Annotated in this window: 2 protein-coding genes; both read right to left on the reverse strand. The window is 68.2% G+C overall.

Annotated elements, in window-relative coordinates:
* Nucleotides 1-994 (reverse strand): ABC transporter permease (locus tag AC1DBQ_RS23025; RefSeq protein ID WP_476930707.1); only part of this gene is annotated, 994 nt, incomplete at its 3' end.
* A 200-nt stretch (nt 995-1,194) separates the two neighbouring features.
* Nucleotides 1,195-2,148: an ABC transporter permease gene (locus AC1DBQ_RS23030; protein ID WP_476930708.1), complete on the reverse strand. Its 954-nt coding sequence runs from the start codon at nt 2,146-2,148 to the stop codon at nt 1,195-1,197.
* Nucleotides 2,149-2,191: the final 43 nt, after the last annotated feature.

Consider the following 2,191-nt stretch of genomic DNA (forward strand, 5'->3'; position numbering starts at 1 on the left):
GTCCGAGCAGGGACAACGCCGTCATCGTCTTGCCGCAGCCCGATTCGCCCACGAGTCCCAGTACGGTTCCCTGCTCGACGTCGAAGGAGACGTCCGTGACCAGAGGGGTGCCGCCGTCAACTCCTACCGAGAGTCCGCAGACGCTCAGGCGGCCTGAAGGAGCCGGAGCAGCCGGGGCTTCCGGTGCCGCGACGGCGGACGACGCAGCGGCCAGGCGTCGGCGGTCCGCGGCCGAGGGCAGGTGCGAGGCGGCTGCATTCGGCGATTTGCCCAGGGCATTGCCGATGGCGTTGGCCGCGAGGACCGTCAGGGCCAGGACCGCGCCGGTGGGGACCATGAGCCACGGGGCGTCGTAGACGTGCTGGGATGCGCCCTGGATCATGCCGCCCCAGCTGGGCTGCGGGATGGGCGGACCAAACCCGATGAAGGCCAGGCCGGCCTGGATGAGCATGCCGACCGCGAAGATKAGGGCGGACTGGACAACGATCGTGTTGCTCAGGCCCGGCAGCACGTGGCGCATGCTGATGCCGAGGGCGCTGACGCCGTCCACCTTGGCGGCGTCGACATAGAGCTKGGACTGCAGGGCGGTGGCCTGTCCCAGCATCACGCGGTAGATGCCTGCCGAGATGAGGACGCCCAGGATCGCCATGATGACGGGAATGTTCGTGCCCACGGCTCCGATGACCGCAAGGATGATGACCGTGCCGGGCAGGGACATCATGATTTCGGTGACACGGCTGATCACTCCCTCCGTCCGCACTCCCGCCGCGGCCACCATCGCCAGGACCGTCCCGAGCCCGACGCCGACAATCACCGTGATGAGCGATGTCCCCAGAGTGCCGGCGGCCGCGGCGAAAATGCGGCTGAGCAGGTCCCGCCCGAGTTCGTCAGTGCCGAGCCAGTGGGCGGCCGTGGGACCGGACAGGACGGCGGTGAAATCCTGGTCTTCGGTCTTGTACGGCAGCCACCACGGGGCGGTGAGGGAGGCAACCACGAGGGCTGCCAACCAGGCGATGCCTGCCGCGGCACCGGGCGAGGCAACCAACCGGTGGGCGAAAAAGCGGTGTCTAAAGTAGCCGCCGACGGCAGTCTTGGAACCCCGCCCCGGCTGAGCTCCGGGGGTGGTGTMGGTGACTGAGTCTGTAGCTGTATCTTCCGCGTCTAYGGGGACGGGAGCGGGGGCAACGGAGGGGATCATGAGGCACGCAACTTCKGATCGAGAAACTTGGTGGCGAGTTCCAGCACCAGGTTCACGGCCACCACCACAACGGTGGCGACCACCACCACGCCCTGAACTGACGGGGCATCGTGGGTGCTGACGGAGGTCTGGACTGCCTGGCCGAGGCCCGGCATGGCGAACAACTGCTCGGCGATCACGGAACCGCCGAACAGTCCGATGAACTGCAGGGCGATGCCGGCGACAATCGGCAGGCTGGCGTAGCGCAGGGCGTGGACGTACAGGATTTTCCACGTGGGGGTGGCCGTTGCCCGGAGGGTCCGGATGTGTTCCTGCTGCAGGGCCTCCAGCATGGATGCCCGGGTCTGGCGGGCGATGAAGGCCGCACCGCCCACGGCGAGCGTGATCACCGGCAGGGCCAGGGACAGGGCCCAGTCCTGGGGTGAAACCTCGAAGGGGACGTAGCCGGTGGCCGGGAAGACCGAGGACTGAACGGCGAAGAGGTACACAAAAATGATGCCGATCCAAAAGGCGGGCAGCKMCACGGCCACGCCGCAGACGGCGCCGACGATCCGGTCGACCATCCCGCCGCGGACGGCGGCCGTCACGCCGAGGGCKATTCCGAGCGCGGCGCTCAGGAGCGTGGCTCCGGCCGCGAGGGCCGCCGTCACCGGCAGCCTGTTGGCGAGGTCGGCGCTCACGGACCGGCCGTCGATCAGGGACACTCCGAAGTCTCCCTGGGCTGCGCTGCCGAGCCACCGGAAGAACTGGGCCGGAAGGGGATCGGACCAGCCGAGCTTCTCGTTGACCTGATTAATGGCCTCCTGGGACGCACCGGCACCGAGGGACACGGCTCCCGGGCTGCCCGGCATTGCATGCACCAGCAGGAACGCCAGGACCGCAACCAGCAGCACGGTGGCCAGCGCCATCAGCAGGCGCTTTGCGACGTAAATCGCCATGATGACCTCCATCGGTCAGGGCCTGCCKGACGGCCTTCGCCTGCAAAGGGAAGGC

This window comes from Arthrobacter sp. 10T413_2 (assembly GCF_056394205.1).